At 45.3% G+C, this 17,305-nt stretch carries 16 protein-coding genes; 7 read left to right on the top strand and 9 right to left on the bottom strand.

The annotated features are described in order from the left end of the window. Window positions 1-19: 19 nt before the first annotated feature. Entirely contained in the window at window positions 20-1,186 is a 1,167-nt protein-coding gene (locus tag ACVBIL_RS10965) for a M24 family metallopeptidase (protein ID WP_447167018.1), read from the bottom strand. 340 nt (window positions 1,187-1,526) lie between these two features. Here ACVBIL_RS10965 and ACVBIL_RS10960 point away from each other — a divergent pair, with 340 nt between their 5' ends. The 4 genes from ACVBIL_RS10960 (at window position 1,527) to ACVBIL_RS10945 (ending at window position 5,356) form a co-directional block, all read left to right on the top strand. Beyond that, on the top strand, window positions 1,527-2,207 hold the full coding sequence (locus ACVBIL_RS10960) for a helix-turn-helix transcriptional regulator (RefSeq protein WP_447167017.1): 681 nt from the start codon (window positions 1,527-1,529) through the stop codon (window positions 2,205-2,207). A gap of 19 nt (window positions 2,208-2,226) precedes the next feature. After that, window positions 2,227-2,610 (top strand): RidA family protein, encoded by a 384-nt coding sequence (locus ACVBIL_RS10955; protein ID WP_012157267.1) that lies wholly within the window; start codon window positions 2,227-2,229, stop codon window positions 2,608-2,610. 83 nt (window positions 2,611-2,693) lie between these two features. Then, the gene (locus ACVBIL_RS10950) at window positions 2,694-3,872 is read left to right on the top strand and encodes a diaminopropionate ammonia-lyase (protein WP_447167016.1); all 1,179 of its coding nucleotides are present in this window, start codon (window positions 2,694-2,696) and stop codon (window positions 3,870-3,872) included. Window positions 3,873-4,417: 545 nt separating this feature from the next. Further along, window positions 4,418-5,356 (top strand): YeiH family protein, encoded by a 939-nt coding sequence (locus ACVBIL_RS10945; protein ID WP_447167015.1) that lies wholly within the window; start codon window positions 4,418-4,420, stop codon window positions 5,354-5,356. A gap of 529 nt (window positions 5,357-5,885) precedes the next feature. On the opposite strand, the gene ACVBIL_RS10940 is transcribed toward ACVBIL_RS10945, so the two are convergent. The 8 genes from ACVBIL_RS10940 to ACVBIL_RS10905 all read right to left on the bottom strand — a co-directional run bounded on the left by ACVBIL_RS10940 (window position 5,886) and on the right by ACVBIL_RS10905 (window position 13,951). Further along, on the bottom strand, window positions 5,886-6,584 hold the full coding sequence (locus ACVBIL_RS10940) for a DJ-1/PfpI family protein (protein WP_447167014.1): 699 nt from the start codon (window positions 6,582-6,584) through the stop codon (window positions 5,886-5,888). 266 nt (window positions 6,585-6,850) lie between these two features. Then, on the bottom strand, window positions 6,851-8,035 hold the full coding sequence (locus ACVBIL_RS10935; protein ID WP_447167013.1) for an HD-GYP domain-containing protein: 1,185 nt from the start codon (window positions 8,033-8,035) through the stop codon (window positions 6,851-6,853). 255 nt (window positions 8,036-8,290) lie between these two features. Beyond that, window positions 8,291-8,506: a hypothetical protein gene (locus tag ACVBIL_RS10930; RefSeq protein WP_447167012.1), complete on the bottom strand. Its 216-nt coding sequence runs from the start codon at window positions 8,504-8,506 to the stop codon at window positions 8,291-8,293. Window positions 8,507-8,538: 32 nt separating this feature from the next. After that, window positions 8,539-9,300 carry a DNA-binding protein gene (locus tag ACVBIL_RS10925; protein ID WP_447167011.1) on the bottom strand — a complete coding sequence of 254 codons (762 nt, stop codon included), beginning with the start codon at window positions 9,298-9,300 and terminating at the stop codon, window positions 8,539-8,541. Between the two features lie 53 nt (window positions 9,301-9,353). Beyond that, window positions 9,354-9,899 carry a core component of ECF transporter gene (locus tag ACVBIL_RS10920; protein ID WP_447167010.1) on the bottom strand — a complete coding sequence of 182 codons (546 nt, stop codon included), beginning with the start codon at window positions 9,897-9,899 and terminating at the stop codon, window positions 9,354-9,356. Further along, window positions 9,896-10,591, bottom strand: a complete 696-nt coding sequence (locus ACVBIL_RS10915; RefSeq protein WP_447167009.1) for an energy-coupling factor transporter transmembrane component T — start codon at window positions 10,589-10,591, stop codon at window positions 9,896-9,898. Before ACVBIL_RS10915 ends, ACVBIL_RS10920 begins: the two co-directional genes overlap by 4 nt. After that, on the bottom strand, window positions 10,581-11,990 hold the full coding sequence (locus tag ACVBIL_RS10910; protein WP_447167008.1) for an ATP-binding cassette domain-containing protein: 1,410 nt from the start codon (window positions 11,988-11,990) through the stop codon (window positions 10,581-10,583). Before ACVBIL_RS10910 ends, ACVBIL_RS10915 begins: the two co-directional genes overlap by 11 nt. A gap of 17 nt (window positions 11,991-12,007) precedes the next feature. Next, window positions 12,008-13,951 (bottom strand): TonB-dependent receptor plug domain-containing protein, encoded by a 1,944-nt coding sequence (locus tag ACVBIL_RS10905; protein ID WP_447167007.1) that lies wholly within the window; start codon window positions 13,949-13,951, stop codon window positions 12,008-12,010. A 462-nt stretch (window positions 13,952-14,413) separates the two neighbouring features. Between ACVBIL_RS10905 and ACVBIL_RS10900 the strand changes: the two genes are divergently transcribed. From ACVBIL_RS10900 to ACVBIL_RS10890, 3 genes are all read left to right on the top strand, one after another. After that, on the top strand, window positions 14,414-15,760 hold the full coding sequence (locus ACVBIL_RS10900; protein WP_447167066.1) for an isochorismate synthase: 1,347 nt from the start codon (window positions 14,414-14,416) through the stop codon (window positions 15,758-15,760). 213 nt (window positions 15,761-15,973) lie between these two features. Then, window positions 15,974-16,633, top strand: coding sequence for a 7-cyano-7-deazaguanine/7-aminomethyl-7-deazaguanine transporter (locus ACVBIL_RS10895; RefSeq protein ID WP_447167006.1), 660 nt, complete (start codon window positions 15,974-15,976; stop codon window positions 16,631-16,633). A 121-nt stretch (window positions 16,634-16,754) separates the two neighbouring features. Continuing rightward, window positions 16,755-17,213, top strand: coding sequence for a GNAT family N-acetyltransferase (locus tag ACVBIL_RS10890; RefSeq protein WP_447167005.1), 459 nt, complete (start codon window positions 16,755-16,757; stop codon window positions 17,211-17,213). Window positions 17,214-17,305 lie beyond the last annotated feature (92 nt).

Raw genomic sequence — 17,305 nt, 5'->3', positions numbered from 1 at the left:
AAATCAATGGCTATTAAAATTATTTGATAATCAATAGTTCTGGTTCAGCGCGCTTACTTAGCCACTCAGCACCATTTTCGGTGATCACGATGTTTTCTTCGTGAACCATAGATTTACCCGGTGCGTAAACCATGCCTGGCTCTAGTGTCATCACCATGCCTGGTACTAATATTGTGTTGTCTGTGGCCGTGTTTGATGGACGCTCTGTTAGCTCGATACCTAGACCGTGACCTAGACGACCCACGTCGTTACCCAATGCGCCGTTTGCTTCTAGTACTTTCCACATTGCGTTATAGATATCTGAAGTGGTGTTACCTGGACGCGCAGCTTCAAAGCCCATACTGGTTGCTTCATACGTTGCACGGTAAGCCGCTTTAGTTTGCTCGCTTGCATGGCCGAAGGCCCAGTTACGGTCAAAATCTGAGAAGTAACCGTCACGTACTGCACCGGTGTCGATGATTAGCACATCGCCACTTTCGATGATGCGGTCAGTTGGACCCATGATGATGCTGTCGTAACCGTCTTGGCCTGAACCTGCGATGATGTATGGACATTCGTCTGCGCCTTCCATCAGCATGTCGATACCGAACTGCTTACAGATTTGACGCTCTGTCATGCCCGCTTTGGCATAACCTGGAATTTTGTCGAAACCGACGTTAGTGATGCGGCAGATTTCACGCACTTTTTCAATTTCAGTCACTGACTTAACTTGGCGAATGTCATGAATCGCTAGTGAAACGTCAACGAACTCTTTACTCACTAATGTGGTTAACTGTAGGTAGTTAGCAACCGGCATACGTAGGTGGGACTCAATACCTAGCGTGGCACCCACACGGCCAAAGCGTGAAGGTAAGCTATTAAGTACGCTGGCTACGATGCTGATACCGTCGTCATCAGGACGTGGTGAAGCCCAAGTGCGAATGTCATCAACCCAAGTGCCCGCCATACCGCTTGCACCAATTTCAGGAATAACCGCAATAGGCTTACCTTCAGCAGGTAGGATTAGGAACCATGGACGAGTCGGGCTGTGCCAGAATTGAGTGTGGAAACCAGAGAAGTAACGCACATTCGGCTCAGTAGTTAACAGAATCGCATCGACTTCTAGCTCACGCATTTTCTGCTGAGCTTTAGCTGCACGCATTTCAAATTCTGCTGTTGTAAATCCACGCTGTAATATGCTTTTCATTTTTATCTCCACATCCCACACAACTGGCCTATTTGCCAAAAGGTCACTAAAGTGACCGGAAATCTGCTTTAGTCAACTATCGTTAACTTGGTGCGCATCATACTGTTTGCAGAATTTAAAAATGTGACACATATCTCATAGTTAAAATCTGTTAACTCAAGATGTGTCGTCAAACAGAAAAACCATGACCAAAGTCAAATATTTTAAACCGTAGTTAAATTTAACTTGCTTAAAACCGCGAAAAAACGTCCCATAGTTACATAAAGTTGATTCAAGGCTTGAATTGTTAACTCAAAAAGTTGACAATAACGGCATCTATAGTTCACAAAAGTAATCTGAAATGATCAAAGCGGCAGAACAGGCATACAAAACGGAATTTACAGCTAGAGATCGTGAGCTACTGCAAGGCTATTTCCACTTAGCTGAAAGCATGGCCGATCTAATAGGGCCTCACTGCGAAGTTGTGATTCATTCATTAGAGAGCTTTGAACAGTCGGTGGTGAAAATTGTTAACGGCCACCATACCGGTCGTAAAGTGGGATCGCCGATCACCGATTTAGGCTTAAAGATGCTGCGCCAGTATGAACAAACTGGTGAGGTCACCCCTAAAAGTTACTTCAGTAACAACAAGGGCGGTGAAATGCTCAAATCGAGCACTTGTATTTTACAAGGCGAGAACGGCAAACCGATTGGCATGTTCTGCGTCAATATGAACTTGTCTTATCCGTTCCCGGAGATCATCAAAACCCTGATGCCTGATACCACCCAGCATCACAGTTTTGATATGACTGAAAACTTCAGCTCATCAGCTGGAGATGTGGTAGAGCAAGCGCTAAACCACGCGATATCTGAGGTTGAAGCTGATGACAGCGTCAATCTGAAAGGTCGCAATAAAGCTATTACTAAGGTGCTGTTTGATAACGGTATCTTCGAATTAAAAGAAGCAACTAACATAGTTGCTAACCATTTAAGTATTACCAAGCATGCGGTGTACAAGTACATCCGTGAATTTAAAGCCTAATTATCGAGAACACAACGCTATGAAAACTGTAATCCATACTGAAAATGCTCCTGCTGCAATTGGTCCATACTCTCAAGCTCTTGCTTTCGACAAGTTAGTATTCACCTCTGGTCAGCTACCGCTTGATCCAGTGACTATGGCTTTCGTTGAAGGCGGCGTTAAAGAGCAAGCTTACCAATCTCTTAAGAACCTTAAAGCGGTTCTAGAACAAGCTGGCGCAGGTACTGACACAGTACTTAAGACCACTTGCTTCCTAGCTAACATGGAAGACTTCGCTGTTTTCAATGAAGTGTACACTGAAGTTTTTGGCACAGAAGCAGCACCAGCACGCTCATGTGTTCAAGCTGCTCGTCTTCCAAAAGATGCGCTAGTAGAAGTTGAAGCAATCGCCTTCATCAAATAATTTAGTTTTAAACTAAGTCCTGCTGTCCACTTACCTTTAGTGAGTGGACTACTGCCTCCTTGTTCATAATTTAAGTGGTTACCATGCTAAAGCTGACTCAAAATGATTTCTTCAACGGTGAGACGTCTGATCTTTTCACTGCTCAAGTAGCTGAAAAAACTCGTCAATTCCACCAGCAGATCGAAGCTTACCAACCAACACCCTTGATCTCTTTAGAGCAATTAGCGGCGCGTTTGGGTGTTAAAGCGATTCTGGTTAAAGACGAATCTTACCGTTTTGGCCTCAATGCTTTTAAAGTATTGGGTGGTTCATACGCTTTAGGTAAGCAATTAGCTGAGCACTTAAATGTGGATATCAGCGAAATTGATATGAAAACCGTTGCCGCTAAGTTAAGCGCGCCATTGGTTTTTGCTACAGCAACTGCCGGTAACCACGGAACAGGTGTGGCTTGGGCTGCACGTGAAATGGGTCAAAAGGCAGTGGTTTACATGCCAAAGGGTTCATCGCAAGCTAGCGTGACTCGCATTAAGAATCTAGGTGCTGAGTGTATCGTTACTGATTGTAACTACGACGACACTGTACGTATTGCTAGCCAAACTGCGACTGAAAACGGTTGGATGCTAGTACAAGATACCGCTTGGGAAGGTTACGACAAGATCCCAACTTGGATCTCGCAAGGCTATATGACTATGGCTGTTGAAGCGCAAGAGCAAGTTGAAGCTATGGGTCTTAAGCCAACTCACCTAATGCTACAAGCTGGCGTTGGTGCTATGGCTGGCGGTCTATTAGGCTACTTCGCTGACAAAGTTGGCGCGGCTAACTTCAAGACCATTATTGCAGAGCCTGCAAAAGCTGATTGTATCTACAACTCTGGTATTAAAGGCGAAATGGTTGCCGTTACTGGCGAGCTAAACTCTATCATGGCAGGTCTTGCATGTGGCGAGCCTAACCCAGTGACTTGGCCAATCCTAAAGCAGTGCAGCAGCTTCTTCGCATCTGTTGAAGATGAAGTCACTGCGACAGGTATGCGCGTTCTTGGTAACCCACTAGCTGGCGACACTAAGGTTGTTAGCGGTGAGTCTGGTGCACTCACTCTTGGTCTTCTATACATGCTAGCTAGCCGTGAAGAGTACAGCGAATACCGCACTCAACTTGGTCTAGACCAAGATGCCGTTATCATGCTTTTCAGCACTGAAGGCGACACGAACCCAGACCGTTACCGTCAAATCGTTTGGGAAGGCATGCACAGCACTGCAAAATAAGTTCTTCGAATTTAGATAACAAAAAGCCGCTTATTAGCGGCTTTTTTGTTATTAAAAGATAGGGCGCTCGCAAGCTCGCTGCTAGGACCTATGACCTATGACCTAGGTTCTAGGTTCTAGGACGTCAACATTAAAGATAGAACGCTCGGCAGCTCGCTTCTAGAACGGTGCTACGCACCTGCTAGGACGCCAACAAGTTGGCTGCTAGGAAAAGCATAAAGCCAGCCCCACAGAATCTCTTAGCGTTTCGGCTTTCTGTAGGTCGGCATTTATGCCGACAAATTCTTTATATAAACCAAGCTTGATGGGCTAAAGCCCAACCTACTAAAAAATATGCTTTTCCGTCTTAGCTTTTTTCCGTAAGCACAGCGTTCCGTCAGTGACGTAGTCACGTTCCCTAGGCTGCAGGCCGTCCGTCTTAGCTTTTCCTAAAACCTTCCAGACATTCAATTTTGCTGACTACAACCGTCAACACTATTTAATTTATTAAATCTTGTTCGAGCGTTATAATTATTAGCTGACCTGCTATATACGACTGCCTTCTAATGACCAGCGAAACCCGCAACAAAACCCATTTAGCAATCTTCATTATTGCAGGTCTCGTCTGCCTATTACCTATAGTTTCGTCTCCTGTGGCGCTAATTTTGGGCTTTACACTTGCCAGCATAGGCTGGGCGCCGGATCAAATACATCTTGGTGCGCTGACTAAGAAGCTTCTGGCCTACTCTATTGTGGGTCTTGGATTTGGCATTCAGCTTGATGCAGCTGTCAGCATTAGTATGCAAAACTTGCCACTGATCTTAGGCTCAATCATTTTTACCCTGATTTTAGGTTTTGCCTTAACGCGCCTACTCAAGCTAGATCATAAAACCGGCCACCTAATTGCCTCTGGCACCGCTATTTGTGGCGGTAGCGCCATTGCTGCAGTGTCGCCAGCGATTAGAGCCAGCAGTGAACAAACGGCCATTGCCTTAGCCACTGTATTTATTCTTAACTCCATTGCGCTGTTTGTGTTTCCGGCCATCGGCCATGCGTTATCGATGAGCCAACATGATTTTGGGGTTTGGAGCGCAATTGCGATTCACGATACCTCATCGGTGGTGGGCGCGGCTTCTGCTTATGGCAGTGAGGCACTAACCACAGCAACCACGATTAAGCTGGCTAGAGCCCTGTGGATCATTCCAATCGCACTCATCAGTGCCATGTTGTTTAAAGGCGATAAAAATAAGATTGCTATCCCCTACTTTATTGGCTTTTACTGCTTAGCGATTGCGATTGCGCACTGGTTGCCGCAAGGCGAAGTCGTGTACGGGGCAATATTTGAGGCATCAAAACGCTTATTGGTAGTGTGTCTGTTCTTGATTGGTGCAGGTATTACGATTAAGAAAATGAAATCGACTGGCCCTAAGCCACTCATTTTAGGTGTACTGCTGTGGTTAGCTATCGGCAGTAGCTCGCTGGCATATATTCTGGCAAGCCACTAACTATCAAGACTCTCATTTAGCGATAATACCTATATAAAAACAGGGCTCTTTGCTTTACAGGCCATAAACCACGAAGCGCTCACTACGTTTGCTACACGGAGGGCACGAAGAAAAGAAAAAGCTTAGAGTGGCTTTTCTTCGTGCTCTTCGTGTCCTCTGTGGTCCATTCGTATCTTTCAAAGTCATAAGACTTTTCTGAGTAACCACCTTAAGTTAATGGTATTGGCGCCTATGAGCGCTGTTTTTTGTCATTGTTTCGCCAAAATAGTAAACCAAGCAAGCAGCTAAAAGCGCCTAAGTCGATTAAGGCGCGGGTGAGCCCGCTCGTTAGCAAAGAGGCTGTAATTAACACCACACAACACAATAATATTAGCCAGTTATTCAATGTAATCTCCCCTTTTTGGCAGTCTGAATGTATGACTATTATTGTGACTAACTCGCTGACTCGCCAAGATCCTTTATTACTAATAAATAGCAATATCAGCTAAGGCTAGATGATTTACTTATAAAGCTGTTAATTCAGTATCGGTTAGCTTACTGCGTAAGGATCGTTATTCGGGTCTTCAATCCAGTTATATTCGGTTAGCGTTTGGATCCGCTTAGCTTCCAGTTCGCCATGCAGGTGCTTGACCCAAAACAAGGCTGCATCGGTACCAGCTGACACCCCTGATGAAGTTAAAAACTTACCGTCTAATACCCAACGCGCTTTAGCCTGCCACTGTGGATTATCGTTTAGTGATGTCACCCATTGAAACGCCATTTTGTTAGTGGTGGCTTTGCGTCCATTCAGTACTGAGGTCATAGCAAGTAACGCCGTGCCAGTACAAATAGTGAATACGTTTTGACTGCGCGCCACCTGCGCCACCAGCCATTGGCGCAGTGCTGTATCGCTAACTAATGGACGAGTACCTAATCCACCAGGAATTAATAGCAGATCGCAGTCATAAGTGTCTGTTGTTAAGCAATCGGCAACCACTCGCGGTCCCTGATAACTTTTGACGATCTCTTTGGTGGCCACAAGCTTTATCTCGGTATTGGGCATATGGCCTAGCATCTCAACTGGGCCGTGTAAGTCTAGGGTTTCGTAGTCATCAAACACCAGTGCCAGTATGCGGTATTTACCGCGGCTAAAAGGCGGCGTTGTTGCCGAGCTGGCCTGCACACTGGTGCTAAGCACACTGCTGGCTAATAGCGCGCTACTGACTTGTAAAAATTGCCTACGTTGCATTGAAATCCCCCATCATATAACGTGTTTGGTTTTGCCTAGTTAGACTTAGCTTAGTGCCGAGTAAATAGGATTAATTCAATGATTATTAAGTCAATTTAGGAATCGTTCATCAAAAATAGAGCTGGCTCAAACTATGCGGCGTAGTGGGATCTAATACCAGCTCAGAATGAGTAATGGCAAGCCCATTTCTCAAGTTAAAGGTTTAGTGCTGAAAATAGAAAGCGCCCAATTAAGGACGCTTGATATTCGCTAAACCCGACTCATCACTAGTAGAATTGTGTCGGATCGATATCCAAGCTACTTGGGGATATGCCCTTTTCGATATTAAATGATGATCTCAGCAGATCGACAATCTCCACCTTGGTGTAGCATTTGTGCTTCATCGAGTAAAAACACTTCACCTTAGGGTGCAGCGCATCGCGCCCTTTAGATTCCCATACTATGCCAATACGGCCATCAGACAGCTGTACTAATGAGCCCACCGGATATACGCCAATGCAGCGGATAAACTCATAAACTAACTTTTGATCTAAGTGGAATGGCGTCAAACTGAGTAGGATCTTAAAGGCAGCAGCCGGGCTCATGGCTTCTTTATAACAGCGGGTCGCAGTTAATGCATCGAAGATATCGACAATACAGCTCATACGCCCATGGATTGGAATTTCATCGCCTTTTAGCCCGCGAGGATAGCCATTGCCGTCAAGTTTTTCATGGTGCATCAAACTAATATCTTTACTGACCTGAGATAACCCTTTGGTCTGTCCCATGATCTCCACGGCATAGGTTTGATGCCGCTTAACGTGTTCAAACTCTTCGGCCGTTAATTTACCCGGCTTATTTAGAATCTCACTATCGACTTTAATCTTGCCAATATCATGTAAAATCCCACCAACAGCCATCTGCCGTAGCATGTCGGTATCAAAGTCTAAATAGCGGCCAAAAGTCACCAGCAAAAAGGCAACATTAATCGAATGTTCAAGCAAATACACGTCTTTAGAGCGCAGTGCTGATACGCACTTAAGTGCATCAGCATCGAGCATTACCGACTCAATCATATTGTCGGCTAACGCTTCAAAGGGCTTAACTTCGATTGCTTTGCCTTCAAAAGTTTCAGACAGCACTTTGCGGATCAGGTCTTTCGCCTCAAGCATTAATTCTTTAGCTTGTTTTTGAGTTGTAGCGCGTTCGACACTGACTTTTTTCGGTAGAGTTTTAGGTGCAGCAGTCGCTCGCCCTAAACCTAAGCTAGGTTCTGAACGCTCAGCATTAACCCACACATGAGTCACTTGGCTCTTATGTAGTCTTAAAATGGCTTCGGCACTGCGAATTTGCCCTGCACTCGCAATATTAACCTGGCTGTTACTTTTGTCTATGGCCTCAACAAACATGCCTACTTTCAACTTTGAAACAGGTATCTTTATCAAGCCATTTGATTCGAATGAATCACCCATTATCTCTTCGGTCCCCGGATGATTAAACCTTTAATACAGCAACAAAATAGCCACCGTACCCTTTGCAGAAGTTTGATGTTGTGGCCCGGATTACACGGAGCCCATCTTGTTATTTTCTGTAAGAAGCCGGCTATTCTATTCTCTGAACTGTTAAATCACCATAGACAAAGTTAATTAATATTCGCTAATGCACAACAAATAGGCCTCAAATGGCAATAAAAAATAATTTCCTACCACTAATATTAATGTTTGCTGTTATTCGGCGCGCCGCTTATGGCATTGAAAGCTCATCGGTTGCCAACGACGATACATACAGTTGTAGCAAGAGCGAGCAACATTATCGGTATGCTCATCTTCATCATCACTAAGAAACACCTCGCAACGGGCTGCGGCGGCGCGGGCTGGAAGATAGTCTTCAATGCCAAACTTAAACTGCCATAAGCCATCGACATGGGTAAACCACTGCTGCATGTCCCCTCCTATTATCCTAAACGGTATGAAAATTAGTACGGCTTTAATTGTTGTTTAGTGGCATTGACCCAGCGGCCTGCATCACGGCTCACTAATAAGGCAAACTGATATTGGGTAAATACCGCTTTGATCTTGCCTTTAAGTGTTAATACTTGATCCACCGCTAGCTTGTCACCCTCTACGGAGATCACCGCCTCCAATCCCGTACGGGCAAGGACTTCTGCAACGCTCAGCTCAATCGCTTCAGATTCATCAGTGGTCTGCCCTAGTTTTAACTGGCCTTTTACCCGGCCATCTTGCCCACTCAGTCGTAGACCTAATCCTGCAACTGCGCCAATGACGCCTTGGCCCGTACCACCATGCTCTGACAAATCAATGCCTAGCACTTCTGCCAAGGTGTAAGCCTGCTGTTTGGTTTTTACCTCAACTTTAGCTTGCTGACCAAAGGCGATTAACTGCTGGATGTCATAGCTGGAGGCAAGATCTAAGATGGCTAAACCGGGATCGGATGCCGCCGCCGATTCTTGCTTTAAATGCGCAATACAGATGGCTTTAATCTCATTAAAGCTCAAGCTTGTAGCAATCTGAAAACACATGGCACTATTATGCGAGGTATAAGGAATATCGGGATGTACAAACAGTTGATGACGGGTCACCATGCGACTAACGGGGGCTTTATCATCCCCAGTTAACGACGCGGGGGCGAGTTTTGCCGCAATCTCTTCGGCAATCTCTCCAGTTCCCTTCGTTCCGATATCATCGGTGTCATCAATACAAATTAACCAAGCTTTCATCTAAAACCCTTTTTTAGTTGCTGGTGTTGTTTATCTCAATACCGACAAACACACTATTTATCGTCAATCTGGCTTCTATGCAGCAGATCATGGGCATGTAACCGTTTTAATACCGTGGGCACGAGCAATGCCGCTGCAGTGGCAAATACCCCGCCTTGTATGAAACTCAGTCCAAATTGCGCCAGCGCAACTTGGCCACTCATTCCGGCCAGCAAATTACCTAGCCAACCTTTACCCGCCCACGCTAGACAAGCGACCAATGCCAAAATAATGCTTTGCCAGCGCAGACTAAATAAGCCCGACATCACCAGTAACGCGAGATCCATCGCCATTGCAGGTAAGCCGAATTTAAGCAAGATCATCGGCCCACCTTTGCCCACACTGAGCATCATAGCGACTAACCCTGCCAGTAAACCGCAGGCGGTAATGCAACCCACCCGCCCCACGGCGCCGTAGCAAATCAGATAGAAGAAGGTCATCAAAAACATGGAGTGACCGCTCAAGCCTAGCTTTAGACGTAACATGCTTTTGAGCACCACCAGTAAGGTGGCGCAAAATCCAATAAACAGGGCATCTTGTAGGTCAAATGGAGATTTCATTTATCTTCCTTTGTTGCAGGCCAATGGGTTGGCTGATTAACTTTACCGAAATGGCGTAACTTGGCTGCTTTTGCCATCTGTTTTGATAGCTTTAGTAGCTGAATAAGCACTGGCAGCACTACACAGTAGATAAGCTCTGGCCAGTTTTGGGGATTCCTCAGTGCTTTAGGCGTTATGTTTGCCCCGCGTAAGCACTGAATTGCATAAATTTCTTTAGTTTCTTGCAACATATAGGGCAGCAAACCGATTGATGCGGCGATCACAAATGCCCATTTAGCGGGTAAGCCCCAACTGAGCACCTCACCTAAACGTTCAGGGCTTTGGGTGCTCGATAGCCACCAGCCGGGCAACATGGCCAAGAACACTCGTAGCACCACTATCACACCATCGAGCAACTGTGCTTCACCATGGAGCAGATAATAGAGAGGTACGGTTAGCGCTAACTGCACTAGGCCAAGCCTCAGCAGAGCGGTGATCTTGTTCTTGAGATATAAACCGTGCACGACCAACAACAGATCTGCCAGCACCAACCAGCCAAGCGCACTATTGGGGAGGAAAAAGGCGCAGCTCGACAGTACTAAGCTCAGTATTAATGCCAACGCGCAGTATTGAGTGGTGCTAAGCATCGAGTTTGAACGAATAGACCCTGAAGGCTTGTTGGCACTCCGGCCCATGCGATGTTTAGCCCACATTCAACTGCTCAATATGTCCTGATCCATCTACCAGTTTTCCAGACTCGATCAGCCAGTAGTTATCGACCTCAAAAGTGGGGACACGACGATGGCTAGTAAGCAAGATCCCACAGCCTTGGGCGCTTAATTGCTGCAATAACAGCACCACTTTCTCTACGTGCTGCTTATCGAGCCCTGCAAACGGGTCATCAAGCAACAGCAGCTTTGGCCGCAAGCAGACCAGAGAGGCTAGCGCGATAATATGCTGCTGACCATAGGACAACTTATGCGGCGAACGCTCTCCAAGATGAGTTAATTCTAGTGTTTGTAAAATATGTTCTGCGCGAGCTAAAGGTAGTTTGAAACGCTTTAAACTAAATTGCAGCTCGCTCAGTACGCTTTGCTCAAACAACTGCCGATTGGGGCGTTGCATCAATAGGCCAAGTTGTGAGCCATAAATCCCCAGCTGCGGCCGCTTACCTAATACAGAGATAGGCAAGGTTGGAGTATTGGCCTGAATACCAGCCAGAGTTTTGAGCAAACTACTTTTACCAGCACCATTGTCACCCACTAAGGCTATGACTTCGCCGCGATAAAGCGACAAGCTTTGTTGGCAATGAAATAAGCTGTCTTGATCTAAAAACCTAAACTCGTGGGGCTGGATCGTGATTAAGCACTCACAGTCTTTATTGCTGATGCTGGGTTTAATGCGGCGAATCGCCCCGCGAGTACGCGCAGGCTCAATATTGGTCTCGATAGCGAAAGTGGTTAGCGCTTTACCGACAGGTAGGGGCCCTGCTTCTAGCCCGCCGTCCTGCAGTAACCACAGATAATCGACTAAGCCCGAAAACGCTTCGGGGTTATGCTCAACCATGACAACCGCAACACCGTCACTCAACAATATTTTCAGAACGTTATAGAGCTCTCTAACACCTTTATCATCGAGCTGGGCCCATGGTTCATCCAGCAATAATAGCGATGGTTTAAACACTAATTGTGCCGCCATCATCAAACGATATTTCTGCCCAAGCGATAAAACATCAACTGGGGTATCTAAACTAATGTACAAGCCCACTCGTCTTAACGACTGCTGCACTTTTTCGACCATTAGCTCAGATGCAACGCCTAAGTTTTCCAACGCAAAGGCAATTTCAGCCCCAACACTTTGGCGCAAGACTTGTACGTTCGGATCTTGCATCACCAAACCAACCAGCAATGAAGGGTGACGATACACGTCCCCCTCATAAGGCCGAGAAAGTTCGCCTGCCATCAAGTGCAACAAGCTCGATTTTCCCGAGCCTGTTGGTCCATTAATGCAGTGACACTCACCTTGATTAACCACCAAATTGAGATCGTCCAAGATCTCGCTTTGGTTTGATCCATAGCCAAAATGAATCCCTTCTAGCGCTATGAGTTTCATACTCTTCCCCGAACGATCTAGATCTGCCAGTTAATGCCGACGAAGACCTGACGACCCGCTTGTGGCATAAAGTCGCTTTGATAATAAAGCTCATCAAATAAGTTCGTTGCTCGGACATATAACTCTAAATTTTCATGCCAAATATTTTGACTCAAACTTAGATCGACTAAGGTGTAATTATTTAATTGAACACCTTTACCGTTCACTTGATCAATGATGCGTTCAGCATCTAAGCGCGTCGTTAAACCAAAGGAGAAATCATAACTCGCTTGAAAGCGAAGATTGTGAGTAGGGCGGTATTGTAAACGTTCATTCGTGGTACGATCTTCTGTGTCTATGTAGCTATAAGCAAACGTTAACCCGAGGCTATCGAAATATTGATTTGTCATCTGTAAATCAACACCCATAAAGCGATAATCACCAATATTTTGCTCTTGGTTCATATCATCTTTAGCGATGTAATCGTTTGCGTCGGTAACATAGCTACTAATATCTAATTGACTATCAAAAGGTAAAGATTGCTGTAACCCAAGTTCAAACTGATGAGCAACCTCAGCTTTAAGTTCCATATTACCGCTAGTCGTCGCGTATAAATCGCTAATTGATGGGTAACGTACTTTTTGTGCTATACCAGTATGAATACGACTTGAATCAGTGATTTGATAAAATGCAGATGCTTGTGCTGAAAAATCAGTTTCGCTATTACTATCACGATCGTAATTATGTACGGCCGCGCCTAAGCTGTAACCATACTCACCATCGTGTTGATATTGGTATTCAGCAGCACCGGTATAAATAATGATGCTTTCGTCAATATCGCTAGGGCCACCTTGACCACCGCCAGTGCCACCGCCAGAACCTTTAGTACTGCGTAGTTTATTGGTGTGAGAGAACCAATCTTGCTTTTCTACAATCACTGACGTCGTTAATACAGCGCCATACTCAAATTCGTTAATAAATTGAATATTAGTGCCACTGACTTTCGAAGTACTGTCAACAATACTATTTAAATTATTCATTTTATGGTTATAAAAGTTTTCAACCATATCAGTCTGATTATAATAAATAAAACCACGTAATGTCTGTGCGTTATTTATTTCATGAGCCGCACCGAACTGGATGCTTTGCTCGTTATAATCTTCAACTCTTGATGGGGTTTTCTTACGATCTACTGTGGGTGATAGTCCCCACTTACCATCGCGTTGACTGTAGTTTGCCATCAGCTTCGTTGAATCATTGATGAAATAACTACCTTGAGCATAATAGTTAGTTAATTTTCTGTCCGAATTAAAGCGTACATCACCGACTTGATTACGCGTATCTTCAAAATCATCTGACATAGGAGTGCCATCTGTTTCTTGATGCGTGACACTCATAATACCTTGCCAGTTTTCACCAGAACCCGCTGCACTTATATCTGCGTTAAGGGTGTTGTCAGCTGCTGATTCAACTTTACCTGACAGCGCAGATGATTCATCACCTTGCTTGGTAATAATATTGATCACACCTGCGCTGCCACCTGGGCCATACAACACAGATGTCGGACCGACTGACACTTCAACTCGGGCGATTTGATTGGTTGGGATAACAGTGGGATCAAACTGACCATCTTCAGTGCTACTTGCTGGAACACCGTTAATTAAGAACGTAATATGGCGTGTTTTTAATCCGCGAATATCAACACGTGGAATGCCTGCAGCCCCCGTTCTGACATAGACACCAGGTACATTTTGAAGAACTTGATCTAAGCTCTGCGCGCCTGATGCTTTAATCTCATCAGCATCTATGCTCCAGTTCGTAGTAGCGGCTTCAGTCACAGAAGCACGTTCACCGTGAACCACAATCACTTCTGTTACGTCGAGAATAGGGTTTCGCTCAAGTTCATCAGCTTGAACTTGATACGCTAAGCTCATCGCCAGTGCTAATGTGGATACTTTTAGCACATTTTTTTTAGTTTTCATCTAGTTTCATCATCCTAACGATCTGTTTTCCGCTATTTTTAATAAAGCACTGGCTATCACTCAAGCTAATAAAATCATAAAACAAACTTAGATCGACTAATTTTAACTTTAAGGGGAGAGTTACAATACAGTGGCAGACAAATTGACCCACACTTTGTGTAGCAAGGACAAAAGGGGGCACGAATGTCGCAGATTAAAAATCACACACGCGGTATCGATAATGGCTAACTGGTTATTACTAAGGAATAATGCAATGATTTTCGGTTAAATCTAAACCATGCTGATAAAATAGTCAGTGGAAGCTCACACAGGTAGAGTAATCGACTTGACACGGTATGCTCAGACTATTAGTTTGTGGTAAAGATTCTTATTACCACTGTGCGATGGGTGTATCCCAATTAGAGGCAGCTCCTCTAAGCAAGCCCTAATGATATTTGTTTGGAGTACTTATTGACCATCCCCATGCTGCCTCAAGCTATTAAGTCTTTAACCGACAAAATCAAATCCTTTACCCTCCAACCAAACAGCGATCCCATTGTGCAGCTGTCAGTGGTGGTGTCGCCAATTCCGGTTATTGCCTGGTTAGCCGCGCAAACCACTTACCCAAGAGTGTATTGGAAGGGACGTGATACCCAAGAGGAAGTGGCAGCCATTGGTAGCTGTAAAGACTTTTTCTTTGATGATGACGTAGATGACGCTGAGCTATCGGCTGAATATCAAAAACAAAGAGCCCTCAGCAGTAACCAAGAGATCCGTTATTATGGCGGCGTGGCATTTGATCGCCGCAATGAGAGCTGGCCTGAATTTGGTAAAGCACATTTTATTCTGCCTCGCATCGAACTGCGTCGTAGTGGTAATGAATACAAATTGCTGGTCAATCTCAACTTTACCGAGTCTGAGTTTACGCTTGAAATTGATAACGCCCTACAATCGCTACAGGCACTCGATGCCCCTAAACCACTGACGCCTCCTAATAAGGTGGCGTTGATGGGACGCAGCGATAGACCCGATAGATACCGTTGGAATGAACTGGTTAACCGGGTCACCCATCCAAAATTTATTGAAGACACGCCAAAAGTGGTCTTGTCACGCGTGACTCAGCTTGAGATCAACGAAGTTGTCGATCCTTGGATGTTACTTGCCTGCTGGCAAGGGCGTAATCCAAACAGCTTTCAATTTGGTTTTCAGTTTAGCCCAGACAGTACCTTTATCTCTTGTACTCCTGAGCGCTTGTATCGTCGTCGTCAACGTGAACTGTTCACCGAGGCACTCGCAGGCACAACGGTTCGTGGGCTAAACCAAGAAGAAGACAAAGAGCTAGCGCAGGCGCTACTTGATGATACAAAGAATAGTCATGAAAATCAGCTTGTTAGGCAGCACATCGTTAATGTTCTCAACCCATTAAGTAATTATGTGGGCGCAGATGAAACCCCAACGATATTTAAGCTCAGCCATATTCAGCATCTGCACCGCTCTATTCGTGCCGAACTAAAGCCCGGCGTGAATGACTTTCAGCTGATCCAGGCGCTGCATCCAACGCCTGCGGTAGGCGGTTTACCGAAAGAGTCGGCGATGAACTTTATTCGCCAGCAAGAAGGCTACGTTAGAGGCTGGTATGCCGGAGCGTGCGGCTATTTCAATAAGTATGAAAGTGAGTTTGCCGTAGCAATACGCAGCGCCTTAATTGAGCCTGGCCGCATCAATCTATTTGCCGGCGCGGGTATTGTTGCAGGCTCCGAAGCCGATAAAGAATGGACCGAGCTTGAGAACAAGCTCACCACCATTTTATCTATCTTAACTGAGTTATAGCGCCACGCCTCCTACCGCTGACCATGCTCAGCAGCAGAAATTATTATGCTGCTGAGATTTGCACTTGCTCAAATAAAAATCTGCTCTATAATTTGCGCCCCCTATATCGATAGGGGGCAAACCATTATGTTTAACCAAAAATTGTAAAATTATAGCGACGATCGCTATTGCGGGTTCCCTAACCCCGCCCGATTTATTTAAAAAGGCCACAAGATGTTGATGTTGACCCCTGCACAGCTTCGCCGTGCATTACTGCTATTAGCAGGCTTTCATATTGTTATTATTTGTGCGAGTAACTACCTTGTACAACTCCCCTTTCAGATATTTGGCTTCCACACTACCTGGGGCGCATTTAGCTTTCCCTTTGTCTATCTAGCGACCGATCTCACCGTGCGCATATTTGGTCAGCAAGCCGCCAGAAAGATTATCTTCCTCGCCATGTTACCGGCACTGATCATCTCGTACTTAATGGGCGTGGTTTTTCATCAAGGTAGCTTTCAAGGCGCCGAAGCATTACTTGAGTTCAATAACTTTGTATTCAGAATCGCTTTCGCAAGCTTTGCCGCCTATCTAGTTGGCCAGCTGATGGATATTTTTGTATTTGCCAAGCTCAGAGAAACCAAATCTTGGTGGGTAGCACCATCGGCGTCGACTATCGTCGGCAACCTTATCGACACGATCGTGTTCTTCGGTCTCGCTTTCTATGCTTCAACAGATGAGTTTATGGCGACGCACTGGCCTGAAATTGCCACTGTCGATTACGGATTTAAGCTAATTGTTAGTTTAGGCCTGTTCTTGCCTGTATACGGTCTGCTATTAAAGTTCTTACAAGATAAGATCTTACAAGATTCGGCTCGCAAAACCGCCATCTAACGGCAGTTAACGCTTAACAACAACTGGACGGACCTGTTATAATTTCGCCAATTCGTTCACCTTTCAGCCAATGGTTTGGTTGTATTACTGGGTGAACTGGCGATGTTATTGAGAGTCAGAAATGTACACCATTGAAATTGAAGCCGTAACTGAGTTTACGCCTGAAGTGCTTGAGCAGATCCAGACTGTCTATTCAGCTATTCCTGAATTTGAGCAAGGCTACGCCAGCCAAGAGATCCGTCAGCGACTGCTTGCTGGTCCAGCATTATTGCTTATTGCTAAAGTCGAAGGTGAAATTGCCGGTTTTAAGCTTGGCTACCAAACTGATGACCAAGTGTTCTACAGCTGGCTAGGGGGTGTAACGCCTGATTTTCGTGGTCTAGGCTTAGCCAAGAGCTTACTTGAATACCAAGAGCGCTGGGCGACTGAGCAGGGCTATCAACGTATCGACGTTAAAACCCGTAACTGTTTCCCTAGCATGCTAAACATGCTGATCAGTAATCAATATCAGATTACTGCTATGGTTAGCGATGCACAAAACCATAGCCAGAATAAGCTACACCTGCAAAAGCACGTATAAGCAGGCAGGTAAGAGATTGAGGTATGAGTCTCAAGTAAAGAAACGCATAGAATGTGAAAAAACGCTGCGATAAAGCTTGCAAATGAGAATGA

Source organism: Shewanella sp. 125m-7, from assembly GCF_052977045.1.
This window is presented reverse-complemented; position numbering and strand designations above follow the sequence as displayed.